Origin of the sequence: Solirhodobacter olei, assembly GCF_004010155.1 — a bacterium.
GTDB lineage: Bacteria > Pseudomonadota > Alphaproteobacteria > Rhodobacterales > Rhodobacteraceae > Solirhodobacter > Solirhodobacter olei.
Genome location: NZ_RRYH01000051.1, coordinates 1 through 23764, shown reverse-complemented (window position 1 = coordinate 23764; position 23764 = coordinate 1). Strand labels below are relative to the sequence as shown.

The window sequence follows — 23764 nt, the reverse complement described above, 5'->3', positions numbered from 1 at the left end:
TTTACGCCGCCACATGGCCGGTTTTGTCGCCGCCGTTGACATGCGGTACTACGGGCTCTATGCGTGGCTCGCGCAACGCTATGCCAAGCAAATCGGCGACACCGATCCAAAGAACTGGAAACGCTACATCCGGCGCGCCGAAGCTCTCTACGCATTTGACCAGCAACGTCATCTGTTCGCCCACCAGCAGGGCATTGTAGATGCGGACTATCTGACGAGGAGCGGCGATACGACGTATGCCGTAGGCCAGAGGCTCCTCATCAAGCCGGCCAGCGTGTTGGAGTTTGCGGACTTGATCGAGCGCTTGGGCAACGCCTTATTTTCCCGTTTGAATCCTTGAGATGTAGGTAATCTGCAGCCTTGCGACGTGGCGAACATGGGCGTGGAGCATGGGCTTTGCAGGGAACTGGCCGCGGGGAGCTAGGCGACCAAGCCTGAGCGAAAAGCCATTGAAAAGCGCGGAGGGCGAAGCCCTAAGCCCTCAATCCGTTACTTGTAGTTGCTATATGCTTCCCTGGATGACCTGATACATCAATACAGAGAAGATGGCGAAGAGGACTACAGATACGACCACGGAGCCGAATGTCTTGCGAGGGACTAAGGCGGTCGTTGCGCGCAAAGGAGCAGCGACCACCCGGTCCACCGCTGGTCCTGGCTTCGATTTTGAAGATCGGGTCGCTGCCTCGCTCTTACTTCGGATGTTATCGGGTGAAGCGCAGCCCGCCATCGAAGGGTCGGGCATCCAAATACAGACGCAGACCGGGCCCTTGGGCTGGAAGATTGACGATCTACTTGTCACCACGTCGTCGGCCGGGACGCACCCTCGGCTTGGTATCTCTTGCAAGAGCAACGTGCAGGTGACGAGGAACGGCCTGCCGGCAGAATTCTCGGGACTGGTTTTGCAGCAATGGCGCGATGAAAACGGTCCGTTCAATCGAAAGACGGATCACCTCGCGCTAGCCACGCGCGGGCGCAATGCCGACTTTGAGGCCACGTGGTCCGATATCAAGCAATGGTGCGAAAGTGCCGATCCGGCGCTCGCCCTGAGCAGGATCAATGCGTCACAGAAGCACCAGAAGGTGTTCGACAGCCTGCGAAGCCCGACAGGATACGAAGCGGTTTCGGACGAGGAAGCCGTTGGCATCATCCGCCGGCTTCATGTTCTGCCCTTCGATTTCCAACTCGCGCAGTCGAAGGACAATTCTGGGGCGATTGCCCAATGCCGGCAGGTTCTCGCCAGCCGTAACCAGACGGAAGCGGAAAGCCTTTGGAACGACCTCATCGGTGCAGCGCGAGACACGAGGCTGGGTTCGGGCACCTTGCCACTCACCGAACTGCGGGCTCGGCTGAGGAAGGAATATGCGCTGCAGGCCCACCCCGACTATGCAGCCTCGTGGGATGCGCTGTCGAAAATCACCATCGACTATCGCGATAGCATCCAGACCGAGCTTCCAGCGGGGTATGCGGTTGACCGGCCTGACCAGCGGACGGAGTTGGAAGCACTTATCAGGTCCGACCATGTCGCCGTCGTTCTCGGCGATTCGGGCGTCGGCAAATCTGCCCTCCTTAAAGACACGCTCGACGAGCGCTTCGCGGATTGGAATCAGGTCTGGCTTGGGCCGGACGAATTGGCTGCGGCGCTAAGCGCAGCAAAGCGTTCCGGATTGGGCCTCACCCATCCGCTCTCCGAAATCCTGAACGTGACGAGCCATGCGCGTAACGTGCTGGTGCTGGATTCCGCCGAGCGCTTCAACGCCACCGACCTGCCCGCCGCGAAACGGCTGATCGAGCAATTAGTCACTCCCCCCACAGGTGAGGAGGCCGCCGCATGGCACGTTGTCATCGTAAGCCAGCCGCAAAGCTGGGGAGCGCTGTCCCAACAGGTCTTCGGTCCGTCGCTGCCAAAGGCTGTTGCCCTCGATGCGCTGAATGCGGAGCAGGTGAAGTCCGCACTTCGATCCAGCGTAACCCTCCGCTGGCTTGCGACGCATGACGAAACGGTTGCCGCGCTCGCCAACCTCAAAACGTTGTCATGGGTGATGGCAGCCGGCGGTGCGATGGGTACCGACAGCGGCGCGCTCGCATCCCACACGGCGGTTGCGGAGCACTTGTGGGATTTCTGGACCGCCCGCCGAGTTGATGTGCAGGGATTGATGATGCGCCTTGCCCGGCGCGAAGCCTCCTTCGAGCGGAGCTTCGCGATCTCGGAGCTTGAGCCTGCAGAGGCTACGATCTTTCAGAACAGGCCGTCGCAACTACCGCTGTCCATCCGCCGCAATCGGATCGAATTCGAACATGACCTCGCGGCCGATTGGGCGCGGTTTCAGCATCTCAAGGAGATCGTGGACGACGTCCCAACGTGGGCCGCACACGCGGCCAACCCGCTATGGGCTGGCGCCCTCCGTATGTTGGGTCAGTACCTCTTGCGAGAAGACATCGGCGGCGAAAGCGCCTGGGACCAGGCGTTTCGTGCGGTCGAGGGAGGACAGCCTCCCCTCGCGATGGACGTCTTGCTTGATGCGCTTTGCCTGGACCCGGAAGCGGAGCGATTTCTGAACGAGCGTGCCGAATTCCTCTTCGCAAACGGCGGAAGATGGCTTGATAGGTTGCTCCGCCGCTTTCGGCACGTCGCATCCGTCCCAAGCGTAGCGCCAGCATTGTCGAGATCTGACGCTTCCATAAGTCTCTATCTTGATGCCAATTACCGTGCGTTGGTGATCGGACCCTGGCCGCCTATGGCCAACTTCCTCGCCCGGCACGAAGCGCGCGTTGCAGACTTGATGCTTCCGTCGGTTTCGGCCGTTTGCGACGCGTGGCTGAACGGAATTTCGACGCACCTTGGCGATGTGGTCACACCGTACCGTCGTGAGTTTGCACAGCTCGCGCTACGGACCGCCCAAGCAGTCCAGGCGGATAAAACCAGCGGCAAGATCTACATCGGACACGACGACCTACCGTTTTTTTCCGCCGCTCTAGCAGGCGCGCCCGATCTCCCGGAGGAGGTTGCGGCGTGGGCTCTTGAAATGGTGGGCCGTCGAGACGTGTCGGATTTCGTGCGCGAGCGGGTAGCGGAGGCCAACCGCAAGAAGGCCGCAGAGCGCGCGGAGAGACTTCGAACCGATCCGGCATATCGGGCAGATCAGGAACGTCGGCGTGCATTGAGAGGCCCGATGATGATCTCGTCGCGACGCTCCCTGCCCGCGTGGCCGCTCGGACCGCAGCGCCGAGTCGACCGCAATTTCGAAGATGCAGCGTTCAAATCGAATTCAATCGCGGCGCTGATGCGTGCAAATCCCACCGCAGCGGCGGAGGTGCTGGTTGCGCTCCACATCGAGGACAACCCCGAGCAGGACTTCGGTTCGTCCAGCCACATTGAGCCTGAGCTGGGTCTTGCGCATCAACAGGAAGCATACCCGACTGCTTTCTGGAAGAGCCCGTTTTTCTCCTTCCTCCAAGTCGCACCTAACGAGGCGCTCGGCGCGCTCATCGCGCTCGTCAACTTCGCGACTGAACGATGGGCCGCAGGCCGATCCGACGATTCAGGCACGGTGCCGAACATCACCCTCTCCGTAGGTGGCGAGGCAGCCACATACCCCGGCGCGGGTTCGGTGTTCGGCTGGGGCCAGGCCAACTCATTGCGGAACGGCACGCTGTTCTCCGCCCTTGATGCGTTGGAGCGATGGCTGACGCTTCAACTGCAGCAGGGGCGAGACTGCTCGGAATACATTGAGCGGCTGTTGGCCGAGGGAAAATCGACGGCCTTCCTCGGCGTCCTCGTGAACGTCGCGAAATTCAAGCCGGACCTTCTGGCCGGAACCCTAGCGCCTCTGCTGATGCACCCCGCGATCTTCATCTGGGATAGCGACCGAGTGAAGGAGATCGGGCATGGCTTCGACGCGTGGAACTGGGCCAAGCTCGGCGACACGATCTTCGAGATTGCGAAGGCATGGTCGCTCGCACCTCATCGCAAACGCACCTTGTATGACGTAGCCGTCGAGCTTCTCAAAACTGATCCGGGCGTTGCCGAGGCGCTGAAACAGTCATGCGCGGCCTGGGAATTCCCTCATGACGGGGCGCGCGCCATGGAAATCCGAGTCATTCAGGCGACGCTCGACCGCGACAACTACCACCGCTGCGAAACATACGAGGACGGAAGTGCGGAGCTGATCTTTGAATGCCCTGACGATCTTCGACGGGAAATCGAAGAGCAGCAATCAGAAGAGCAAGACCGGACCCTCGGTATCGTCATCCCCTATCGGTGTCAGGAGTGGCTCGAAAAGGGCCTAGCGCTCAGCGATGATAACGCTCTGGAAATCGCTGACTATCTTCAGATAGTCGAAGCGAACAATACCCTTGACGAAGAGGTCAGGAAGCTGAACGTGCTGGCGCTTTCCTCGGCGCTCATCGGTTGCTGCTATTCGTGGATTTCGCAACGCCCTGAGGCATTCGCGCGCGCTTGTGCGGTCGTGCAAGCGGCGGCGCTCTCTATGCCAGACGATGCCGAGGGGCTCCGCAGTTACCGGATCGGCAGGTTTGATCAAGGCATTGCGCTTTGGGGCCACGCGGTCATGCAGCTATGGCTGCGCGACGTGGAAAACCACGTGGTCTGGGAACCTCTCGTCCTCAGGCTTCTTTCAAGTGGTGATAACCGCGCCGTCGGCATCGTGCGCGACGCTGCATATCAGAACCGCGCCCAGTTGGGTGACGCTTGGTGGAGGCTTCTGCAGCTAGGATTGTTCTGGTCGGCGCTTGTGATGCTGGCCCCGCATGATGACGACGATGGAATAGCGCCTGCTGTTTGGAACCGATGGCTCGCCAGGTTCCGACGTATGAAGATCTTCGGCGTGACGGCGAATGCCGACACGCTCGACCTTCAGCGGATCATCGAGGGCTACGAGAGACTTGAAGCGGATGGCTTGCGCCGTGAGTTCGCATCGGAAAGACCGAGCTGGCGCCATAGCGACCCCGCTGACATGACCTCTGACGGCCTTGAAACGCGGTTCCTTAGCATCCTCTTCCAGTGGCTTCTTGGTCGCGAATGTGCGCTCGGAGACGAGAACACCGACACTGAATTTACCCTCTGCATGAAACTTTGGCATGCAGAGGTCCGCAGGATGAGGGCGCGGCGAAAGGAGGATGGCGAGTACCCGCTACCAAGTGATCTCGGCTACGATCTCGTCCGCAAATTTGCGTCCATGATTGTCTTGGGACCGGCGGATCACGCCCCCAGACTATGGGAAACGGTCTTCGCGCTCGGGAATGACGGCCATGCCGCCGTCGAACAATTCATCAACGCTTTCATGCTCCTGCCGGGCAAATGCGACGACGTCAGGTTCTGCGCCGCATGGCGTGAGATGATCGTCTTTAGTCTCGCGCAAGGCTGGGAGAAACGCGACCGCTGGTATTATGGCGAACGCTATTTGCGCAGCCTTCTCGGCTTCGGGCACGCTGCACTGACGAATCTGACGGACCGGGATGCGGCAGTCGACGGCCTCAAGGACCTCTATAAACTGTGGGTCGAAACGCACCTGCGCTTCGAAGAGGACAACGTCGCGGGCTTTGCCTACTTCCTCGCAGGTGAGTTCGCTGCGACGCTCCGTCTGGAAGGGGTTCAGTGGATCGCATCGCGGACAGCGGACGGAACTGAGTCCACGCGGTTCTCTCGCGATCAAGCAGGCCCTGCACTGGTTGAGTTGCTGGACACAGCGATAAACGAAAACAGTGCCGAGCTGCAGCGTAACCGGCCTGCCTTGGACGCAGTGATCGCGATCGCTGCGGTGCTGGCCGCGGAGAACGTCAACGCCGCACTCGTGCTGCAGGAGCGTATCAAGCTCCTCAGATAGGGCTGCTAACTGTCCGCAGCCGAGTTTGTACTGCACAAAACCTGTCAGACCGCATCGACGGCCCCAAACTGGCCATTGAATGAATGAGTGGCTCACGCTCCGATGCCGCTGTTGTCACGCCGTCGGCCGCATGGCGGCGTTGGCCGTGATGTCGGTGAGCGTACAGCCCCGAACCGAAAACACTTTGTGACGCCAGTATTTCGACGATCCGCTACTGCCGCTCATCCAAACCCACCGCCCACCAACGAAAAGGGGCTCGGCGCCGCCGAACCCCTTCAGATGTGTCTCCATCTCGGCCTTCGGGACAACCTTTGCTCCCAGAACCGGACAAATTTGGACCATTTGGGACGAACTATGCCCGCAGGTACACACACCTCTACCGAGCGTCAGCTGCAGCCGCTCGTGGCGCCGCAGGTGTTGCACTTCATGCAGGTGCCGTTGCGCACAAGCGTGTAGTTGCCGCATTCGCAGCAGGGATCGCCCTCGTAGCCCTGCATCTTGGCCTTGGTGCGGGCGTCCATGGTGACCGTCCCGCTGGCCAGCGCCGTCGCCGCCCCGCCGCTGGCCGCGACCTCGGGCACCAGGGTGCCGAGCGCCGCCACCGGGTCGATCCCGGCGCCACCCTGCAACACCACCAGTTCCTGCGGAAGCCGCTTGCGCAGATAGCCGGTGGAGCTGATCTGGCGCAGCACCTCGAGCGAACGCGAGGCTGCGCTTTCGCTCATCTCGGTGACGTTCTGCTTGCCCTCGTCTTCGCCCCGGCCGAGATCGTCGAAGCTCGCGCCCTGCGGCTTCACATGCGCCAGGTCGGTACGGTCGAGGTAGCTGACGGCCAGCTCGCGGAAGATGTAGTCGAGGATCGAGGTCGCGTTCTTGATCGCCTCGTTGCCCTGCACCATGCCCGCGGGCTCGAACTTGGTGAAGGTGAAGGCGTCGACGAATTCCTCAAGCGGCACACCGTATTGCAAGCCGACACTCACCGCGATCGCGAAGTTGTTCATCATCGCCCGGAAGCCCGCGCCTTCCTTGTGCATGTCGATGAAGATCTCTCCCAGCGAGCCGTCCTTGTACTCGCCTGTCCGGAGGTAAACCTTGTGCCCGCCGACGATCGCCTTCTGGGTATAGCCCTTGCGACGCTCCGGCAGCTTCTCGCGGTGGCTACGGACGACCTCCTTGACCAACACCTTCTCGATGATCTTCTCGGCAAGCACCGCGGCCTTTTCCTGCGCAGAGCCGGTGGCGAGGATCTCCTCCGCCTCCTCGTCGTCCTCGACCAGCGCCGCCGCCAGCGGCTGGCTGAGCTTGGAACCGTCGCGGTAAAGCGCGTTGGCCTTGATGCCGAGCGACCAACTCAGTTCGTAGGCCGAAAGGCAATCCTCGATCGTCGCCGCGTTCGGCATGTTGATCGTCTTGGAGATCGCGCCGGAGATGAAGCTTTGCGCCGCCGCCATCATGTAGATGTGGCTGTCGACCGAAAGGAACCGGCGACCCTTCTTGCCGCAGGGGTTGGCGCAGTCGAAGACGACGTAATGCGCGGGCTTCAGATGCGGCGCGCCCTCCAGGGTCATCGTCCCGCAGACATGGTCGTTCGCGGCCTCGACCTGCGCCCTGGTGAAGCCCAGGTGGCGGAGCAGGTCGAAGGTCGGATCGGCCAGCTTTTCCGCCGGGATCCCAAGGGTTTCGCGGCAGAAGCTCTCACCAAGCGTCCACTGGTTGAAGACGAAGCGGATGTCGAAGGCCGAGGGCAACGCCGCTTCCACCTTCTCGATCTCCGCCGGGCCGAACCCGTGGCCGATCAGCGCGGTGTGGTTGATGCCCGGGCAGTTGCCGAGCGTGCCGTGACCCACGGCATAGGCGATGATCTCCTCGATCTCCGAGGGCTTGTAGCCCAGCGTCTCCAGCGCCGATGGAACGGAGCGGTTGATGATCTTGAAATAGCCGCCGCCGGCGAGCTTCTTGAACTTCACCAGCGCGAAGTCCGGCTCGATCCCGGTGGTGTCGCAATCCATGACGAGGCCGATCGTGCCGGTCGGCGCGATCACCGTGGTCTGGGCGTTGCGGTAGCCGTGCTTCTCGCCCAGGGCCAGCGCCTCGTCCCAAGCGGATTTGGCAAGCGTGATAAGGGTTTCGTCCGGGCAGTTCGCGTGATCGAGCGGCACCGGCTTCACCGCCAGCGCCTCGTAGCCCTCGCTCGCGCCATGGGCGGCGCGGCGGTGGTTGCGGATCACGCGCAGCATGTGCTCGGCGTTGCGGCCATGGCTCGGGAAGGCGCCCAGCTCGCGCGCCATTTCGGCCGAGGTGGCATAGGCCACGCCCGTCATCACCGCGGTCAGCGCGCCGCAGAGCGCCCGGCCTTCCTTGGAGTCGTAGCCGAGCCCCATGTTCATCAGCAGGCCGCCGATGTTGGCATAGCCGAGGCCGAGGGTCCGGAAGTCATAGGAAAGCTGCGCGATCTCCTTCGACGGGAACTGCGCCATCATGACCGAGATTTCCAGCGTCACGGTCCAGAGTTTCGTCGCGTGAACATAGGCTTCCGCATCGAACTTGCCATCCTTGTAGAAGGTCAGCAGGTTCATGGAGGCCAGGTTGCAGGCGGTATCGTCCAGGAACATGTATTCCGAGCAGGGGTTGGATCCCCGGATCGGCCCGTCTTCCGGGCAGGTGTGCCAGGCGTTGACGGTGTCGTGGAACTGGATGCCCGGGTCGGCACAGGCCCAGGCGGCATGGCCCACCTGCGCCCAGAGCTCGCGCGCCTTCACTTCCTTGGCGACCTTGCCGTCGGTGCGGCGCACCAGCTCCCAGGTCGCGTCCTCCTTCACCGCCTTCAGGAAAGCGTCGGTGACCCGGACGGAGTTGTTGGAGTTCTGGCCCGAGACGGTCATGTAGGCCTCAGAGTCCCAGTCCGTGTCATAGGTCGGGAACTCGATGGAACCGAAGCCCTGCGCCGCGTAGTCGAGCACGCGCTTGATGTAGGTCTCGGGGATCATGGCCTTCTTTGCGGCCCGGATCGCGCCCTTCAGGGTCGCGTTCTTGGCCGGATCGGCGGCATCCTCGGCCAGCCCGTCCCAGGCAGAGATCGCCTCGAAGATCGCGTTCAGCCCCCGCTCATGCGCCTTGGAGCCGGCGACGAGGCTCGCCACCTTCTGCTCCTCGATGACCTTCCAGTTGATGAAGGCCTCGATGTCCGGGTGATCCATGTCGCAGATCACCATCTTCGCGGCCCGCCGGGTGGTCCCGCCCGACTTTATCGCTCCCGCCGCCCGGTCGCCGATCTTCAGGAAACCCATGAGGCCCGAGGACTTGCCGCCGCCGGACAACCGTTCCCCCTCGCCGCGCAACGACGAGAAGTTGGTGCCGGTGCCCGAGCCGTACTTGAACAGACGCGCCTCGCGGACCCAGAGGTCCATGATCCCGCCCTCGTTCACGAGGTCGTCCTCGACCGACTGGATGAAGCAGGCATGCGGCTGCGGATGCTCGTAGGCGCTCTCCGACTTCACCAGCTTGCCGGTCTTGTAGTCGACGTAGAAATGTCCCTGGCTCGGGCCGTCGATGCCATAGGCCCAGTGCAGGCCGGTATTGAACCATTGCGGCGAGTTCGGCGCGCCCATCTGGCGGGCGAGCATCATGCACATCTCGTCGTAATAGGCGCGCGCGTCGCCTTCGGAGGAGAAATAGCCGCCCTTCCAGCCCCAGTAGGCCCAGGCCCCGGCGAGACGATTGAACACCTGCTTGGCAGAGCTTTCGCCGCCATAGCGCTGATCCGCCGGCATCGCGGCCAGCGCCGCCTCGTCGGGAACGGAGCGCCACAGGAACTCCGGCACGCCCTTTTCCTTCACCCGCTTCAGCGCCGCCGGCACGCCGGCCTTGCGGAAGTACTTCTGGGCGAGCACGTCGGATGCGACCTGGCTCCAGCCCTCGGGCACTTCCACCGCGTCGTTGCGGAAGACGATCTTGCCATCCGGGTTGCGGATCTCCGAAACCGTCGTGCGGAAGTTCAGGCCCGCATAGGCCTCCTTGCCTGCCACCGTGAATTTGCGCTCGATCTTCATGACTGCCCCCGTCCTAGAGCCGGGCTTCTCGGCCCGTAATTACCCCGCTGCCAGCCGGTACGCAGAGATGAGAGGCACAGGGGCCGCGCCTTCTGGCACAGCCTTGCGCGGCTTCTGGGGCCGCTCGGTTTCCGTGATCTCGCTCCGCACCCCACACCACTACTAGATATTGTGGCGCTCCGGTCGACCCATACAAACTGACGTAAATTCGCCGGGGGGGTCAACGGAAAAATTACAGTTTTCCACCCAAATTTTTCGTTGACCTCAACGGGGGTCGCGAGGCGGCCCGACAGCCGCGATTCATCCCCAGAGCGAGCGGCCTGTGCCGCTTCCGATTTCGTGCGTCAGGACAGGAAGTTATCCACAGATGCTGCGACACGGGCGCAAGCGGGTGGCGGCAGCCCGGGCGTGGCCCAAAGGCAACGGGCCGGGTTTCCCCGGCCCGCTCCGGCCTCTCGAAGGTCGCATTTCTGCTCCGCCGCGCGGGCGGGCACGCCCGATCGGGCCGCTATTCCATCGCTGCGGCAGAGGCCACGACCTTGCCCTTCGGCTTCTTCAGCATCAGCGCCAGCGGAATCGCGCAGATCGTCACCAGCATCATCAGGTGGAAGTCGTCGACATAGGAGATCATCAGCGACTGCATGTCGACCAGGTAGAGATTGAGCATCTTCAGCATCTGCGGATTCCCCGCCGCGGCAGACGGGAAGTAGTGCTTCAACACCGGGTTGTAGGGGTTGATGTGGGTCGACAGCTCCGCGTGGTTGATCTGAATGTTCCGCGTCAGCACCACCGAGACGATGGAGATGCCGATCGAGGAGCCGATGTTCCGGACCAGTGTGAACAGGCTGGTGCCCTCTCCCCGCAGCCGCTGCGGCATGGTCGCGAAGGCCACGGTAGAGAGTGGCACGAACACCAGGCCCATCCCCAGCCCCTGCACCACGCCGGAGGTGATCACCGGCCAGTCGCCCATCTGCGGCGTGAAGCCCGACATCATCCAGAACGCCGTGGCGGTCAGCATCAGCCCGGTGACGACAAGGTAGCGCGCGTCGAACTTCTGCACCAATCGCCCCACCATCAGCATGGAGAACATCGTCCCCATCCCGCGTGGCGCCATGACGAGGCCGGTGGTGACCGTTGGATAACCGTAGATATCGGTCAGCATCGGCGGCAGCAGCGCCAGCGACGAGAACAGCACCAGACCGATCACGAAGCCGAACATCGTCGCCATCACGAAGTTCCGGTCGGTGAAGATCACCGGCTCGATGAACGGGTTCTTGGCGGTGTAGATATGCACGATGAAGACCCAGAAACCGGTCAGCGTCAGCCCAAGCTCGATCCAGGTCTCGGTGGAGTTGAACCAGTCGTTCCCCGAGCCGCGGTCCAGCAGCAGCTGCAGCGCGCCGACGCCAAGCGAGATCATCGCGAAGCCGAAGAAGTCGAAGTTTCGGATCCGCCGCACCGTCTCCGGCAGAAACAGCGTGCAGCCGATCGCTGCGACGATGCCCACCGGCAGGTTGATGAAGAAGACGTAGCGCCAGGAGAAATGCTCGGTCAGATAACCGCCGAGCGTCGGCCCGATGATCGGGCCCACCATGATCCCTGCGCCCCAGAGCGCCATCGCCTGGCCGAATTTCTCCGGCGGGTTGATATTGAGAAGGATCGTCTGGCTCAGCGGCACGATGGCCGCGCCGAAGACGCCCTGCAGCAGGCGGAAGCCCACCATCTCTGTCAGGCTCGTCGCCATGCCACAGGCCATCGAGGCGATGACGAAGCCGATGATGCAGGTGACGAAGACTTCCTTGGTGCCGTATTTGTCCGACACCCAGCCCGTCACCGGCGTCATGATGGCGGCGGCGACGATATAGGAGGTCAGCACCCAGGTGATGGTGTCCTGGCTCGCGCCGAGATCCCCCATCATCGAGGGCAGCGCCACGTTCGCGATCGTCGTGTCGAGCACCTGCATGATGGTGCCCGCCATGATGGAAAACGTGATCAGCCCGCGATGCGGGACGTCCATATGGGTCGGTTCGGCAGTGCTCATGGAATCAGGTTACCCAGCGAGCGGGTGATGCCGGTGTCGACCGAGACGCTGGCCGACATGCCCGAATGCAGCGGAAGGCTCGCCTCGGTGTCGGTCAGGTGGATCGTCGTCGGAATCCGCTGCGTCACCTTCACCCAGTTGCCCGTCGCGTTCTCTGCCGGGATCAGCGCGAACTCCGCCCCCGTCCCCGCCCCGATCGAGGAGACGGTGCCATGAAACACATGGTTGGGGTAAAGGTCGAAGGTCACCGTGACCGCCTGCCCCGGCTTCACGTGGGTCAGCTGGGTTTCCTTGAAGTCGGCCTCGACCCAGACGTCCTTGGTCTCCACCAGCGTGAAGACGGAGGCGCCCGTTGTCACGTACTGGCCCGGCTTGAAGCTTTCGGCCTTGTAGACGATCCCGTCGGCCGGCGCTCGCACCGTCGCCTGGGAGAGGTTGAACTTCGCGCTGTCGAGCGCGGCCAGCGCCGCGCGGACGGTCGGATGGTCATCGACCGCGATATCGGGGTTGCCGTTCAGCGCGGCAGCGGCACTGGCCACCGCTTGCTTGGCGGTCGCGAGCTGGCCCTTGGCCACGACATCGGCGTTGCGCGCCTGGTCGAGCGCCTCCTGCGTGGCGGCGCCGCGCTTGGCCAGCGCATCCTGCCGGGCAAGCTGGCTGTCCTCGAACGACACCTGATCGGCCGCGACCTTCTGCTGGGTCACCGCGGCGCCATAGGCGGCCTTGAGCTGCTGGACCTTCAACCGCGCCTGCGACAGGCCCGCCTCGGCCTGTTCGACGGCCAGCTGGAACGGCTTCGGATCGACCTTGAACAGCACCGCACCCTTCTGGACGCGCTGGTTGTTGTGAAAGTCGACCTGCGTCACCAGGCCCGAGACGTTGGAGGAGATCGGCACCCGCGGCTGATGCGCCTGCGCGTCTTGGGTTTCCACGTAGCGCCCGCCACTCAGCCAGAAATACCCGCCCGCCAGCACCAGGGCCAGCGGCAGCGAAATCATCAGGCCCAGCCGCCGGCTGCGGCCCCGCGACCGCGCGGGCACGGCCAGCTCCGGTTGCGCAGGCGCAGCGTTTGCGGGGGTGGGTTGCACTTTGTTTTCGGCGTTCATGTCTCGTCCTCTGCCTCCGCCGCCTGCGCGCCGGAAAGATTGTTCACCACGGTGTTGAGCCCCTCGATCAGCTTCAGCCGGTCGTCCTCGCTCATCCCCGCCATCGCCTCGCCGTAGACCCCGTTCGCAACATTGCGGAGGTCGGCAAAGGCCGCATTCGTCTTCGCCGTCGGCACCACGAGCCGGATCCGGCGGTCATTCGGGTCGGCGCGGCGTTCCACCCAGCCGGCCTGCTCCATCCGCGTCACCAGACGCGAGACCGAGATCGGCTCGATCTCCATCAGTTCGGCCAGCCGCGACTGCGTCGCCTGCCCCTCTTTCCAGAGCGGAACCAGCAGGCGCCATTGCGCCGAGGACAGGCCCAGGCTGCGGCCGTGGGCCTCGAACCTGGCCCTCAGCAGGCGCTGGCAGCTGTGGACCAGCTGCCCGAAACTATCGACACGTTCGGATTTCATGAGCAGGGTATAATATAAGCATGCTTAGCATTCAAGCGGAGGCATGCGCAAAAGCCCCTGCGCTTTCGGAAAGCCAGCGTTGCAGTGAAAGCAGGGCTGTGCCCGCAAGACCGGCCCTGAGGCCCGGCAAGATGGTCGGGGCGGCGAGATTCGAACTCGCGACCTCTGGTACCCAAAACCAGCGCGCTACCAGGCTGCGCTACGCCCCGATCCGGCTCTTCCTACCCGCTCCTTTCGGGGCGGGAAAGGGTCAAGGCGCGTCGCAGCGCCACGCCGCGTGATCTTGCGGCACCAGAGGGCTCTGCATCGCCACGCCGGGGCGGATCCCATGGCGCGCGGCAAGGCCCGCGTTGATCTCCAGCACGAAGCGGATACCCGGGCCACCGTCGATGATCGTTTCGTCCATCGGCTTGGCGGCCGCCTTCACCTGCCGCACCGTCCCGCGCGGCCCCACGAAGACCATGTCGAGCGGGATGCGGGTGTCCTTCATCCAGAACCGCGCCTCTATCGGCTCGGGGAAGACGAAAAGCATGCCCCGGCCGGGGTCGAGATGGGGCCGGTCCATCAGGCCCTTCGCCCGCGCCTGGCCGGTCGAGGCCACCTCGACCGAGAAACCGACGTCGCCCTGCCCGGTTCGGAACACCACCCGGTCGGTCCGACAGGCGGCCTGCGCCGCCCCCGCCATGGCCAATGCAGTCAGGGCAATGGCCGCAAGGAGGGCTCTCACGCCTGGCGTTCCCGTGTCGCCGCCTCCCAGGAGGCCACCTGCGTCGCCATCCGCCCGCGCTTGCCGTCCACGACACGCAGGCAGACCGCCTCGCCGGGCTGCAGATCCGCGAAGCCCGAAGCGCGCAGCACCTCGATATGGATGAACACATCCTCGGTCGAGCCGAAGACATTGGCGAAGCCGAACCCCTTGACCTTGTCGAACCACTTCACCCGCGCTGGCGTCAGCGGCTGGGTTTCGGGATCGACGGCGGGATGGCCGCCCATGTCCTCACCGACGGCCGCGCCGATTCCCTCGGGCGGTTCGATCGCGTGGACCTCGACCGCCTGCGCCCCACGCTGGGTCTGCTGGACGGACACTTCGATCCCCGCGCCATCGGCGACGGAACTCTGGCCGAAATTTCGCAGGACGTTGGCATGCAACAGAATATCAGGACCGCCCTCATCGGAAACGATGAAGCCAAAACCCTTGCCGACGTCAAACCACTTTACGCGGCCATGCACAGTGTGCACGACCTTATCTTCGTCTGTCATTGCCGCGTTCGCTTCCCCAAACGACACACTCTGCCCGGAGACTTGCCGTGAACACCCATGTGAATTCAAGCCTAAAATATCGGGTTTTATGAACGCGTGCCATTCGCGAAGCGTGAATGTTACGGGTTTAGGCGGGAAATCTCCCACCCGTCCGCCAACCCATTGCGGCGCCAGCGAAACCTGTCATGCAACCGGAAGGCGCCATCGGCCCAGAACTCCAATTCCAGAGGGCGAATTCGGTATCCGCCCCAGAACGGCGGGCGCGGCGGACTCGGCCCCTTGAGCGCGGTGATGCGGGCCACGTCGGCCATCAGTGCGGCGCGCGAGGCCAGCGGCTTCGACTGGTCCGAGGCCCACGCCCCGAGCCGGCTCTTCAGCGAGCGGGAGGCGTAATAGGCATCCGCCTGCGGCCCCTCCTCGCGCTCGACAAGGCCGCGCACGCGGATCTGGCGGCGCAGGGATTTCCAGTGCATCACGAAGGCCGCCTTGCCGGCGCCGTCGACTTCCTGCGCCTTGGCGGACCCGTAGTTGGTGTAGAAGACGAAGGCGTCGGCCTCGATCTCCTTCAGCAGAACCATGCGGACATTCGGCAGCCCGTCGGCGTCGACGGTGGCCAGCGCGATCGCGTTCGGGTCGTTCGGCTCGCTGGCCTCGGCCTCGGCCAGCCAGGCGCGCGCGATCGTGAACGGATCGGACCCCGCGAAAATCCCGCCCCGGTCAGCGGCGTCCCGCAACACTTCGCCCGCAGTGGCGCCCGTATCGGCCATGTCGCACCTCTCTTTTCGGCTGCCCCGTTTTCGATGTCTGTCTTGGCGCTTTCCCCCTTGCTCCGCAAGCGCGCTGGCGTCGCCCGGGCCCCGGGGCGCATACCGGGCAGGCTTGATGCCCGCGCGTTCATCGCCTAGAGGATGAGCCAATAGGATGGGCATATAGGCCCCGGTGCGCGAGGATTACCCATGTCTACGAAGCTGCTGAGTGGCAAACGCGGCCTGATCATGGGACTGGCCAACGACAAGTCCATTGCCTGGGGCATCGCCAAGGCCTGTGCCGAGGCCGGGGCAGAGCTCGCCTTCTCCTACCAGGGCGAGGCGCTCAAGAAGCGGGTCGAACCGCTGGCGGCCCAGGTAGGCTCCACCCATCTCTTCGAATGCAACGTCGCCGAGGAGGCCTCGCTCGACGCGCTCTTCGACGGGCTGGAGAAGACCTGGGGCAAGCTTGACTTCGTGGTCCACGCCATCGGCTTTTCCGACAAGAACGAGCTGCGCGGCCGCTACGTCGACACCAGCCGCGACAACTTCATGATGACGATGGACATCTCCGTCTACTCCTTCACCGCCGTCGCCCGCCGCGCGGCGGCGATGATGGCTGAGGGCGGCTCGATGCTGACGCTGACCTATTACGGCGCCGAGCGCGTGATGCCGCATTACAACGTCATGGGCCTCGCCAAGGCGGCGCTGGAGGCCTCGGTGCGCTACATCGCCGAGGATCTCGGCAAGGACGGCATCCGCGTCAACGCGATCTCCGCCGGCCCGATCAAGACGCTGGCCGCCTCCGGCATCGGCGATTTCCGCTACATCATGAAGTGGAACGAGCTGAACTCGCCGCTGCGCCGCAACGTGACGCAGGACGACGTCGGCCGCTCCGCTCTCTACCTGCTGTCGGACCTGGGCTCCGGCGTCACAGGCGAGGTGCTGCATGTGGACTCGGGCTACCATGTCGTCGGCATGAAGGCCGTGGACGCGCCGGACATCGACGCGGTGACCGGCCGCAACGGCAATGGCAACGGCAAGGAAGCGGCGGAGTAGTCGCGCGCGCCCGGCGCGCCCATCCAGCTTGCCAACACGGCGCCCGATCCGTAATCAGGGCCAACTGCTGCCGGAGGAGCCGCCGATGACCGACCGCCTGCCCCATGAGAAGGGCTTCCACGTCTCCTGGGACCAGATCCACCGCGACGCCCGCGCGCTGGCGTGGCGGCTTGACGGCCAGGGCCCGGCCAAGGGCGGCTGGCGCGCCGTGGTCGCCATCACCCGCGGCGGCATGGCCCCGGCGATGATCGTGTCGCGCGAACTCGGCATCCGTGTGGTCGACACGATCTCGGTCAAGTCCTACGACAACCAGACCCAGGCCGAGCCGCGCGTCATCAAGGCCCCGCAGGCGGAGATCATGGGCGACGCGGGCGAAGGCATCCTGGTGGTCGACGACCTCGTCGACACCGGCAAGACGCTCGAGCTGGTGCGCAATCTCTACCCTAAGGCACATTTCGCCACGGTCTACGCAAAGCCGCTGGGCCGCGCGATGGTCGATACCTATATCACCGAGGTCAGCCAGGACACCTGGATCTTCTTCCCTTGGGATATGGCGCTTCAGTATGTGGAACCCTATCGCGGCAAAGACTGAGCGGAGCGGCAGCTAGATGGCCCCCGCGAAATCAACGGTCGGTCGGCTGGCGCGCTGGCTGCACGGCTCCTACCTCTTCAGCCTCGGCATGCAGGCGCTGATCGGCAGCTCGCAGCTGCTGGCCGCCATCGTGCTGGAGATCGCCAACCGGACCGGCGAACTGAAGGAGGTCGCGCACTGGACCCAGCACATTCTGGCCAGCCAGACGCCCGATCCGATGGCCGCCTCGCTCCTGCGCGCGGTGCATGACTTCTCGGCCCATCCGCACACATTCTGGTCGATCTACCTCTTTGGCCACGGTCTGCTGAACCTCTTCGTGGTGCTGGCGCTGCTGGCGAAGAAACCCTGGGCACATCCGGTCTCGATCGTCGTGCTCGCGGGCTTCATCGTCTACCAGATGGACCAATACGTGCTGAGCCATGCGCCGGTGCTGATCCTGCTCTCGCTCTTCGACCTCGCGGTGATCGCGCTGGTCTGGCGCGAATGGCGGCTGATCCGCGCCAGGCGGCAGGAAGCGGAATCGGAAGACGACACGGCCGAGGCGGCGGAGGCGGTTGACCCCTTCGCCTGACCCCGGCTGAAGCCCCTTCCCCAGCCCGGACCCCGCTGCTACCGTCCGCCCGTTCCAGCAGCGAGGCCCCGATGATCCCTGTCCTTAACCCCCGCATGGCCGCCACCTTCCCGCCGCCGGTCATGGAGGCCCGCCGCTGGCTCGAGGGCGTGACCTTCCCACCCGGCCGACCGCTGATCAACGTAAGCCAGGCCGCCCCGGTCGAACCGCCGCCGCCCGCGCTGCGCCAGGCCATCGCCGACGCCGCGCTGACCGAGGACGCCGCCCACCTCTACGGCCCCGTCCTCGGCCTGCCGGAGCTTCGCGCCGAGGTCGCCGGCCAATGGTCCGCCGCCTATGGCGGAGAGATCGCACCGTCCCAGGTTGCCATCACCTCGGGCTGCAACCAGGCCTTCTGCGCCGTCATGGCGACGCTCGCCGGCGAGGGCGACGAGGTGATCCTGCCGACGCCCTGGTACTTCAATCACAAGATGTGGCTCGACATGGCCGGCGTCGGCACCGTCGCACTGACCACCGGCGAGACGCTGATCCCCGACCCGGAGCGCGCGGCGGCACTGATCACCCCGCGCACCCGCGCCATCGTGCTCGTCAGCCCCAACAACCCGGGCGGTGCCGAGTACCCGGCCGAGGTGCTCCGCGCCTTCCTCAATCTGGCCCGCGCCCGCGGCCTCGCCCTCATCGTGGACGAGACCTACCGCGACTTCGACAGCCGCGAGGGCCGTCCGCATGAGCTGTTCACCGATCCGGACTGGGCCGACACGCTGATCCAGCTCTATTCCTTCTCCAAGGCCTACAGGCTGACCGGTCACCGCGTCGGCGCCGCCGTGGCCTCCGCCGCGCGGCTGGCGGAGGTGGAGAAATTCCTCGACACCGTCGCGATCTGTCCCAATCAGCTGGGCCAGCGCGCCGCACTCTGGGGAATGCGGAACCTCGGCCAGTGGCTGGCCGGAGAGCGCGCGGAGATCCTCGACCGCCGCGCCGCGATGATCGAGGGCTTCCCGCGCCTGCCCGGCTGGCGGCTCCTCGGCTGCGGCGCCTATTTCGCCTATGCCGAGCACCCCTGGGATCTCGGCTCCGACGCGCTCTGCAAGCGGCTGGTGGCAGAGGCCGGGGTGCTGATGCTGCCCGGCACGATGTTCCAGCCGGAGGGCGAGCCCGCCGGCACCCGCCAGCTTCGCATCGCCTTCGCAAATATCGATCGCGCCGGGATCGGCGGTCTCTTCGACCGACTGGCCGCCTTCGCGCCTTGAGTGGGCGCGGGCCCCTGCCCGCTCCGCTCACGCGCCCGCATGCCCGCCCCCCTTGCCCGCCCTGTCCCGAGGCCTTACACAGCCTTTCCAGACGCCTGAGCCCCCGGAGGAAGAATGCGTAGCAAGAGCGGCATGACGGTGTTCGCCTGGATCATGCTGGCCGCCATTGTGTTCGGCCTCGGCGGTTATGGCGTGACCAATTTCAGCGGCGGCGTGACCACGGTCGGCAAGGTCGGCGGGGAAGAGATCACCTCGCAGGATTATTACCGCGCCCTGCAGACGGAGCTTCAGGCCTATCGCTCGCAATACGGCCAGGATCAGACCGTGCAGCAGGCCATGCAGGCCGGCGTCGGCGCCCAGGTGCAGCAGCGCCTCGTGATCACCGCCGCGCTTGACGACACCGCCGCCAAGCTCGGCCTCTCGGCCGGGAACGCCGCGCTCCGCAAGGCGATCGCCGGCATGAAGGCGTTCCAGGGCCCCGACGGCAAATTCGACGACGCGACCTATGGCTCGGTCCTGCGCAGCAACGGGCTGACCAAGTCGGAATTCGAGAAGAAGACCCGCAAGCAGCTAGCCCGCGACATCCTGCAACAGGCCTTCGCCGGCACCGTTCCCGCACCCGCGACCTATGTCGACACCCTCGCGGCCTACGTCGCCGAGCGCCGCGGCTTCTCGCTTCTGAAGATCACGCCCGCGGATCTGAAAACCCCGGTCCCCGCGCCGACCGACGCGGAGCTGAAGGCCTATTACGAAGCCCACAAGAAGGACTTCACCGCGCCGGAAGCCAAGATGCTGACCTATGTCGCGCTGACGCCCGAGATGATGGCCAAGACAATCAACATCCCGGAAAAGACGCTGCGGGACGCCTATGACAAGAACAAGGCCAGCTACGTGACCACCGAGTCCCGCCAGCTCGACCGTCTCGTCTACCCGACCGAAGCCGAGGCCAAGGCCGCCAAGGCCGCCCTCGACGCCGGCACCAAGACCTTCGACCAGCTCGTCGCCGACCGTGGCCTGAAGCCCTCCGACATCTCAATGGGCGCGGTGACCGAGGATCAGCTCTTCGCCGCCGCCGGCAAGGCCGTCTTCGCCGCCGCCGACAAGAGCGTGGTCGGCCCGGTCCAGTCTTCGCTCGGCCCGGCGCTGTTCCGCATCGACGGCATCACGCCCGGCAAGACCACCACCTTCGCCGAGGCCAAGGCCAAGATCGCCACCAGTCTGCAGCAGCAGCAGGCCGGCACCGCCATCTCCAGCGATGTCGAGAAAATCAGCGACAAGCTCGCCGGCGGTGCCACGCTGGAGGATCTGGCCAAGGAAACCGCGATGCAGCTCGGCCACATGGCGTTCACCTCGGGAGACACCTCCGGCCTCGCCGCCTACCCGGCCTTCCGGGCCGCCGCCGAGAAGGTGAAGGACGGCGACTACCCGAGCCTCATCCAGCTCAAGGACGGCGGCATCGCTGCGCTCCGGCTCGACAGCATCCGCAAGGCCGCGCTGATCCCCTTCGCCAAGGTCACCGACAAGGTGAAGGCCGCCTGGACCGACGAGGCCACCGCCAAGGCGCTCACCGCCCGCGCGGCCGAAATCGTCAAGGCGGTCAAGGGCGGCGCCGATCTGGCCTCCTTCGGCAAGGTCGAGGCGAACCAGCCGATCCTGCGCAACGGCAATGTCGAGGGCGCGCCCGACGCGCTGGTGCCGGACCTCTTCGATCTCAAGGCCCCGGGCGACCTGACCAGCCTGCAGGCCGGCAGCTCGGCCTGGGTCGTGCGGCTCGACAAGATCGTGCCCGCCGATCCGAAGGACGCCGACGTGAAGCGGCTGAAGGAGCAGCTCTCCGCCTCCGCCGCGCAGGGGATAGAGGGCGACGGTTTCAACATGTTCGCCACCGCGATGATCGCAAAGACCCCGGTCAAGCTCGACCAGTCGGCGATCGCGGCGGTCAACGCCCAGTTCCACTAAGGGGACGGCCATGGAACTCGTCCCCGCCTTCGAGACCTTCCAGTCGGGCTGGGACGCTGGCCGCAATCAGGTCGTCTACATGCGGCTCGCCGCGGATCTCGACACGCCTGTCAGCCTGATGCTGAAACTGGCCGAGGCCCGCAAGGACAGCTTCATGCTGGAATCGGTGACCGGCGGCGAGGTCCGCGGCCGCTATTCCGTCGTCGGCATGAAGCCGGACCTGATCTGGGACTGCCACGGCGAGGAAAGCCGCATCAACCGCCAGGCCCGTTTCGACAGCCAGGCCTTCGAGTCGCTGCCCGGCCATCCGCTCGACACGCTCCGCGCGCTCCTCGCCGAGAGCCGGATCGAGATGCCGGCCGACCTGCCACCGATCGCCGCGGGCCTCTTCGGCTATCTCGGTTACGACATGATCCGGCTGGTCGAGCATTTGCCGAACGTCCCGCCCGACCGGCTCGGCCTACCCGACGCGGTGCTGCTGCGCCCCTCGGTCGTGGCCGTGCTCGATGGCGTCAAGGGCGAGGTGACGGTGGTCTCCCCGGCCTGGATCAGCTCTGGCCTCTCGGCCCGGGCCGCCTATGCCCAGGCAGCCGAACGGGTGATGGACGCGGTCCGCGACCTCGAACGCTCCGCCCGCGGCGAGATGCGGCATCTGGGAGAGATCGCCCCCGTCGGAGCACCCTCCTCGAACTTCACCAAGGCCGAATACATGGCCGCGGTCGAGACCGCGAAGGACTACATCCGCGCCGGCGACATCTTCCAGGTCGTCCCCTCCCAGCGCTGGAGCCAGGACTTCCCGCTGCCGCCCTTCGCGCTCTACCGCTCGCTCCGGCGCACCAACCCCTCGCCCTTCATGTTCTTCTTCAACTTCGGCCCCTTCCAGGTGATCGGCGCAAGCCCCGAGATCCTCGTCCGCCTGCGCGACGGCGAAGTGACAGTGCGACCCATCGCCGGCACCCGCCCCCGCGGCGCGACGCCCGAGGAGGACAACGCCCTCGAAGCCGACCTCCTCGCCGACAAGAAGGAGCTGGCCGAGCACCTGATGCTGCTCGACCTCGGCCGCAACGACGTGGGTCGCGTCGCCCGGATCGGCTCCGTCCACCCGACGGAGAAGTTCACGGTCGAGCGCTATTCGCACGTCATGCACATCGTTTCCAACGTCGTCGGCCAGCTGGCCGAGGGCGAGGATGCGCTCTCCGCGCTACTCGCCGGCATGCCCGCCGGGACCGTCTCCGGCGCACCCAAGGTCCGCGCGATGGAGATCATCGACGAGCTGGAACCCGAGAAACGCGGCGTCTATGCCGGCGGCGTGGGCTATTTCGCGGCCAATGGCGAGATGGACATGTGCATCGCGCTGCGTACCGCCGTCCTGAAGGACCAGAAGCTCCACATCCAGGCAGGCGGCGGCGTCGTCTACGACAGCGACCCCGAGGCCGAATGGCAGGAGACGGTGAACAAGTCCCGCGCCATCCGCCGCGCCGCCGAGGACGCAGGCCTCTTCGTCACACGCGACAACGGCTGAGCCCGGGCCACTGCACGGCCCGAAACAGCGGGCGCAGCCCGCCGGGCCAGCGCCCGTCCGCCCCGTCGCACCTTCGGTGCACCACGAAACATCGGCACGCCTCGGCGTGACCGCGGGCAGCCTCTGGCCCTCCTCACCACGTAAAGGATGGGCCGCCGCTGCGCGTCATCCGGCCCCGCTCGGCGCCTACTTCCGCATCACCGCCGTCACCGGCACAAGCGCCACCGCCTTGCCCTGCGGCCCGCGCGCCCATTCCGCCAGCATCCCCATCACTGCCTCCGAAGCCGGCAACGCGATGACCGTGCGGCCCTCCTGCCCGGCGCGGAAGGCGGCGCGGTCCAGAAGCTGGCTCAGCCCGCCACGATCGGTGCGGTCCGCGGCGGCGGTGATCTGCGCTGCCGGAACCCCCGCCCGCCGCGCCACCTGCTCCGCGGCGTCGAGGCCCCTGCGGTAGGTCACCAGCCCATAGCCGTCGCCCGCAAGGATGGAGACGACACGCTGCGCCATCAACCGGTTGGCAGAGAAGCCGCCATGGGCAAGATCGATCACCCCCACCGCCTGCGGCGCCGCCCGGAAATAGGCGGAGAAGGTGACGTTGAGGTCCGAGGGCGTCGCCAGCCGCGGGATCGAGGTGGCAAACAGCAGCACCTCGTGGCCGCCGTCGTGATAGGTGGTGGCCCAGTCGCCGGCGTCATGCGCCGTCGGGTCGACCGCGAAGCTCACCGGCAGCTTGCTCGCCGCCAGCGCCGCCCGGTCCAGGACATTGCCCCCCTGGTCGAGCAGGATGACCGCCACCTCCGGCTTGCCGTCGGGATTGGCGGCGGGCACGGCATTGGCGATGACCGGCGGCTGCGGCGCGGGGGCGGACGTCGCGGCGGCGCCCTCACCGGTAGCACCGGGCACGGGTACGGTCGCGGCCTGGCCCGGCAGGCTGCCTGCCTGCACGCCCGGCAGCTTCGCCGTCGCCGTCCCGCCGCCGACCTGGGGCAGGCGGTTCACCATCACCCCGGGCGCATTCTGGAACCCCGCCGCGGGCGCGCCGGGCCGCAGGATCCGCACCTTGCCGCTGTCGGCGGGCTTGCTGGCCGCGGGGACCCCCGGGCGCGCCAGAACCTGCGGCGCGGCAGGCGCGGAAGGCGTGCTGTCGCCGATCGCCGCCAATGCGCCGGGCTGCGTCGTCCCGGCCGGGGCGCCCGCGGCACCGGGCACCGCGACCGTTCCGGCCTCCGCTGCGGGGGCAGCACCGACGCCGGGCGAGGCGCCGGAAATGCCCGGCTGAACCGCCGCCGACGCCGGCGCCTGCGGCGCGGC

At 65.5% G+C, this 23764-nt stretch carries 17 protein-coding genes and 1 tRNA gene; 8 read left to right on the top strand and 10 right to left on the bottom strand.

Going from position 1 to position 23764, the window contains the following annotated elements:
* Together EIP85_RS23100 and EIP85_RS21645 are read left to right on the top strand one after the other, a co-directional pair.
* Positions 1-340, top strand: a 340-nt coding sequence (locus EIP85_RS23100) for a hypothetical protein (protein ID WP_206615622.1), incomplete at its 5' end; no start/stop codon positions are given.
* 427 nt (positions 341-767) lie between these two features.
* Positions 768-5843, top strand: a complete 5076-nt coding sequence (locus tag EIP85_RS21645) for a hypothetical protein (protein ID WP_127904292.1) — start codon at positions 768-770, stop codon at positions 5841-5843.
* 114 nt (positions 5844-5957) lie between these two features.
* Here EIP85_RS21645 and EIP85_RS22940 read toward each other — a convergent pair whose 3' ends face one another.
* From EIP85_RS22940 to pdxH, 9 genes are all read right to left on the bottom strand, one after another.
* Positions 5958-6134, bottom strand: a complete 177-nt coding sequence (locus EIP85_RS22940) for a hypothetical protein (RefSeq protein WP_164871855.1) — start codon at positions 6132-6134, stop codon at positions 5958-5960.
* Positions 6135-6229: 95 nt separating this feature from the next.
* Positions 6230-9892, bottom strand: coding sequence for a vitamin B12-dependent ribonucleotide reductase (locus EIP85_RS21640; RefSeq protein ID WP_127904291.1), 3663 nt, complete (start codon positions 9890-9892; stop codon positions 6230-6232).
* Between the two features lie 508 nt (positions 9893-10400).
* On the bottom strand, positions 10401-11933 hold the full coding sequence (locus tag EIP85_RS21635; protein ID WP_127904290.1) for a DHA2 family efflux MFS transporter permease subunit: 1533 nt from the start codon (positions 11931-11933) through the stop codon (positions 10401-10403).
* Entirely contained in the window at positions 11930-12973 is a 1044-nt protein-coding gene (locus EIP85_RS21630; protein WP_241560140.1) for an HlyD family secretion protein, read from the bottom strand. Before EIP85_RS21630 ends, EIP85_RS21635 begins: the two co-directional genes overlap by 4 nt.
* A gap of 62 nt (positions 12974-13035) precedes the next feature.
* Positions 13036-13494 (bottom strand): MarR family winged helix-turn-helix transcriptional regulator, encoded by a 459-nt coding sequence (locus EIP85_RS21625; RefSeq protein WP_127904288.1) that lies wholly within the window; start codon positions 13492-13494, stop codon positions 13036-13038.
* A gap of 132 nt (positions 13495-13626) precedes the next feature.
* A tRNA-Pro gene (locus EIP85_RS21620) sits at positions 13627-13703 on the bottom strand.
* Positions 13704-13744: 41 nt separating this feature from the next.
* Positions 13745-14221 carry a DUF192 domain-containing protein gene (locus tag EIP85_RS21615; RefSeq protein WP_241560139.1) on the bottom strand — a complete coding sequence of 159 codons (477 nt, stop codon included), beginning with the start codon at positions 14219-14221 and terminating at the stop codon, positions 13745-13747.
* Positions 14218-14754: a cold-shock protein gene (locus EIP85_RS21610; RefSeq protein WP_127904287.1), complete on the bottom strand. Its 537-nt coding sequence runs from the start codon at positions 14752-14754 to the stop codon at positions 14218-14220. Before EIP85_RS21610 ends, EIP85_RS21615 begins: the two co-directional genes overlap by 4 nt.
* Before the next feature lie 119 nt (positions 14755-14873).
* Complete coding sequence (gene pdxH, locus EIP85_RS21605; protein ID WP_127904286.1) at positions 14874-15521, bottom strand: pyridoxamine 5'-phosphate oxidase; 648 nt, start codon at positions 15519-15521, stop codon at positions 14874-14876.
* A 189-nt stretch (positions 15522-15710) separates the two neighbouring features.
* Between pdxH and fabI the strand changes: the two genes are divergently transcribed.
* The 6 genes from fabI (at position 15711) to trpE (ending at position 22453) form a co-directional block, all read left to right on the top strand.
* Positions 15711-16559 (top strand): enoyl-ACP reductase FabI, encoded by an 849-nt coding sequence (gene fabI / locus EIP85_RS21600; protein ID WP_127904285.1) that lies wholly within the window; start codon positions 15711-15713, stop codon positions 16557-16559.
* A gap of 85 nt (positions 16560-16644) precedes the next feature.
* Positions 16645-17151 (top strand): xanthine phosphoribosyltransferase, encoded by a 507-nt coding sequence (gene gpt, locus EIP85_RS21595; RefSeq protein ID WP_127904284.1) that lies wholly within the window; start codon positions 16645-16647, stop codon positions 17149-17151.
* Between the two features lie 16 nt (positions 17152-17167).
* Positions 17168-17722: a DUF2127 domain-containing protein gene (locus EIP85_RS21590; protein ID WP_127904283.1), complete on the top strand. Its 555-nt coding sequence runs from the start codon at positions 17168-17170 to the stop codon at positions 17720-17722.
* Between the two features lie 71 nt (positions 17723-17793).
* Positions 17794-18972 carry an aminotransferase gene (locus tag EIP85_RS21585; RefSeq protein WP_127904282.1) on the top strand — a complete coding sequence of 393 codons (1179 nt, stop codon included), beginning with the start codon at positions 17794-17796 and terminating at the stop codon, positions 18970-18972.
* 114 nt (positions 18973-19086) lie between these two features.
* A complete protein-coding gene (locus EIP85_RS21580) occupies positions 19087-20931 on the top strand; it encodes a SurA N-terminal domain-containing protein (RefSeq protein ID WP_127904281.1) in 1845 nt (614 codons plus the stop codon).
* 10 nt (positions 20932-20941) lie between these two features.
* The gene (gene trpE, locus EIP85_RS21575; protein WP_127904280.1) at positions 20942-22453 is read left to right on the top strand and encodes an anthranilate synthase component I; all 1512 of its coding nucleotides are present in this window, start codon (positions 20942-20944) and stop codon (positions 22451-22453) included.
* 186 nt (positions 22454-22639) lie between these two features.
* Here the strand turns inward: trpE and EIP85_RS21570 are convergent.
* Positions 22640-23764: divergent polysaccharide deacetylase family protein (locus tag EIP85_RS21570; protein WP_164871854.1), on the bottom strand; the 1125-nt coding region annotated here is incomplete at its 5' end.

What these genes read in the sequence shown, in the direction of transcription:
- EIP85_RS21585 (WP_127904282.1), top strand. Translation starts at nt 17,794, where the DNA reads ATGATCCCTGTCCTTAACCCCCGCATGGCCGCCACCTTCCCGCCGCCG.
- EIP85_RS21640 (WP_127904291.1), bottom strand. Translation starts at nt 9,892, where the DNA reads ATGAAGATCGAGCGCAAATTCACGGTGGCAGGCAAGGAGGCCTATGCG.
- EIP85_RS21580 (WP_127904281.1), top strand. Translation starts at nt 19,087, where the DNA reads ATGCGTAGCAAGAGCGGCATGACGGTGTTCGCCTGGATCATGCTGGCC.
- EIP85_RS22940 (WP_164871855.1), bottom strand. Translation starts at nt 6,134, where the DNA reads ATGGAGACACATCTGAAGGGGTTCGGCGGCGCCGAGCCCCTTTTCGTT.
- pdxH (WP_127904286.1), bottom strand. Translation starts at nt 15,521, where the DNA reads ATGGCCGATACGGGCGCCACTGCGGGCGAAGTGTTGCGGGACGCCGCT.
- EIP85_RS21625 (WP_127904288.1), bottom strand. Translation starts at nt 13,494, where the DNA reads ATGAAATCCGAACGTGTCGATAGTTTCGGGCAGCTGGTCCACAGCTGC.
- trpE (WP_127904280.1), top strand. Translation starts at nt 20,942, where the DNA reads ATGGAACTCGTCCCCGCCTTCGAGACCTTCCAGTCGGGCTGGGACGCT.
- fabI (WP_127904285.1), top strand. Translation starts at nt 15,711, where the DNA reads ATGTCTACGAAGCTGCTGAGTGGCAAACGCGGCCTGATCATGGGACTG.
- EIP85_RS21635 (WP_127904290.1), bottom strand. Translation starts at nt 11,933, where the DNA reads ATGAGCACTGCCGAACCGACCCATATGGACGTCCCGCATCGCGGGCTG.
- gpt (WP_127904284.1), top strand. Translation starts at nt 16,645, where the DNA reads ATGACCGACCGCCTGCCCCATGAGAAGGGCTTCCACGTCTCCTGGGAC.
- EIP85_RS21610 (WP_127904287.1), bottom strand. Translation starts at nt 14,754, where the DNA reads ATGACAGACGAAGATAAGGTCGTGCACACTGTGCATGGCCGCGTAAAG.
- EIP85_RS21590 (WP_127904283.1), top strand. Translation starts at nt 17,168, where the DNA reads ATGGCCCCCGCGAAATCAACGGTCGGTCGGCTGGCGCGCTGGCTGCAC.